At 65.4% G+C, this 2176-nt stretch carries 3 protein-coding genes; 1 reads left to right on the plus strand and 2 read right to left on the minus strand.

Translation table 11 applies throughout. The features are described from left to right. A partial coding sequence (locus SACSA_RS0118465; RefSeq protein ID WP_019819210.1) for a DNA glycosylase AlkZ-like family protein occupies window positions 1-426 on the plus strand: 426 nt, incomplete at its 5' end. 167 nt (window positions 427-593) lie between these two features. Here SACSA_RS0118465 and SACSA_RS0118470 read toward each other — a convergent pair. After that, the gene (locus tag SACSA_RS0118470; RefSeq protein ID WP_019819211.1) at window positions 594-1094 is read right to left on the minus strand and encodes a hypothetical protein; all 501 of its coding nucleotides are present in this window, start codon (window positions 1092-1094) and stop codon (window positions 594-596) included. A 106-nt stretch (window positions 1095-1200) separates the two neighbouring features. Continuing rightward, entirely contained in the window at window positions 1201-1827 is a 627-nt protein-coding gene (locus SACSA_RS0118475; RefSeq protein WP_157596994.1) for a hypothetical protein, read from the minus strand. Window positions 1828-2176: the final 349 nt, after the last annotated feature.

Below are 2176 nucleotides of genomic sequence, written 5' to 3' on the forward strand. Positions count from 1 at the left end.
GGCACGACCCGCGCGACGGTCGCCGGGCACCTGTGGCCCGGCGACCTCGCGGAGGTCCGGGTGGACGGCCGTCGGCTGCACGTGCCCGCCGAGGTGGTGCCCGCGCTGGAGAATCCGCCCGGACCGGACGTGGTGCGGCTGCTGCCGCCCGGGGACCCGTTCCTTCAGGCACGGGACCGCGCGCTGCTCGTGCCGGACGAGCGTCACCGCGCACAGCTGTGGAAGGTCCTCGGCAATCCGGGGGCGATCCTGGCCGACGGCGAGGTCATCGGCACCTGGCGTACGACGTCGTCGGGCACACGGCTCGACGTGACACTGGCCGGGTTCACCACCGTCCCGGCACCCGTGCGTGCCGCCGCGGAGGACGAAGCGGACCGCGTGCGCGCGGTACGCGGCTTCTCCACGCTGCGCGTGCGGTGGTCGTGAGACGCGTGCGCGCTCGCCACCGCGAGCGGCACCACGAGCCTTCCACCACACGGCCTCGTCGCGCTCGCGCCCGCACACTCTCGGCGCGCCGACCCCCAGGCAGGACCCGCACGCGGCCGGAACCTCCGCGCCGAGACCCGACCCGTCGGCCGGTGCCGACGGCCGCCCTACGAGCAGGAGCACGTCACGTCGTCGTAGGGAGTGTCGTGGCCGTCACGAGCGACGAGATTGGCGGAGTTGAACAGGACGGCGTCCTTCGTGATGCCGTGGCTCTTCAGCCGAAGCACCCGGAAACCCAGTCTGACCTTCGTGGGGTGAGAGCCCTTGATGTGGATTCGCGCTTCGCACGACAGACTGAAGGTGCGCTCGGTGAGGTATGGGAACATCCTGGCGAGGAGTGTCGTGTCCGGATACGACTTGTACTTCTTCACCCACTCGTTCAGGCCGGCGTCGAGCGGGACGGCGTACAGCGAGTACAACATGGTCCAGTCGTGCGTGGTCGCCGTCTTCTTGAACGACTCTCTCAGTACGGTCTGCGTGCCTCCTTCCATGTCGATCCATCGTGAGAAGGAATACACCCCTTGCTGGACTTCGACCGCCCCGGCGTCGCCCGGTCGCTCGGACTGGTCGAGAGCGGCGAGTTGCTCGATGACGAGCGACGAGGACATCGGACTTCACGACCGTTCTGTTTCGAGCACGAGAGGCAGCTTCAGCCTTGCGGGCAGGACAAGGCCGAAGCTGCCGGGGTTTCTTGCTTGAGATACTCGCGTCACATCAGACCGGTTTGAAGTCGACCGGAATGTCCTGGCCGTTCTGGTCCTTGGCACTGCCCGACGCGGGGTTGGCGATCGTGAAGTTCTTCTCGGTTCCGTTGAGCTTGAGCTTGATGGTCTCGAACCCGACACGGACACGCGACACACCGCGGAGATAGTTCGCCCTGATGGTGTACTTCATCTCCACGTCGATATTTTCCATCTGCTCGTCGTTGAACACTTGTTTCAACTGACTCTGCGTGGTGTCCTTCTTGAATTCGGCGACCCACACCTTCCAGCTTTCCGAGCCCTTCAAGTGGTATACCTGGTACAGCCTCTTGAAGTTGTAACTCTTCAGAGTTCCGCGGAGTATGCCTTCGATGTCCGCCCCTTCCCCCGTGACGGCCACGCCCTTGAACGTGCTGAACCCGTGGAACGCCGTGATCTTGGAATCCGGCTCGACACTGAAATAGTCGTAGTTCTCCACGGTTTCGGCCGTGGAGGACATCGTATCGGGAAGAATGAGCTCGAACACCTCGGCGTGTTCACCCACTGGAACCGCTACTGTTGACATGTGAAACCCTTCCTCGTCGTTGCCGGAGCGCCACCGCGCGGAGTCGCGGAAACAGCTTCCCATGTCGGCTGGCACGGTGCATGCGGTCTAATTCGATCGTGTGGCTAGAACGAACGGACAGGTCACCGCGAAAGCGCAGCGGCTTGTCCGGGTGCCAGGCGAGCGGTTGCTCAAAACAATCCCGCTTCAGCGGCTCCACGATTTCCGGGTGTATACGGAAAGACCCAAGGCGATAGCGGCCCACGCCGAGGTGGTGGTCCGCTCACCGAGGGCGTCCGCTCGTCGGTGGCCGACTGACTCGCGCCCTCGTCTCGGCGTAGCGGCGCAGGACGAGGGCCACCACGGCCGGGTGCGCGCCGAGCGGGGCAGCGACGAGGTCGGCGCCGGAGGTGTCGAGGCGCCGCTGGAACAGGCCCGGCGCCAG

It is taken from the genome of Saccharomonospora saliphila YIM 90502, from assembly GCF_000383795.1.
GTDB lineage: Bacteria > Actinomycetota > Actinomycetes > Mycobacteriales > Pseudonocardiaceae > Saccharomonospora > Saccharomonospora saliphila.

What these genes read in the sequence shown, in the direction of transcription:
- SACSA_RS0118470 (WP_019819211.1), bottom strand. Translation starts at nt 1,094, where the DNA reads ATGTCCTCGTCGCTCGTCATCGAGCAACTCGCCGCTCTCGACCAGTCC.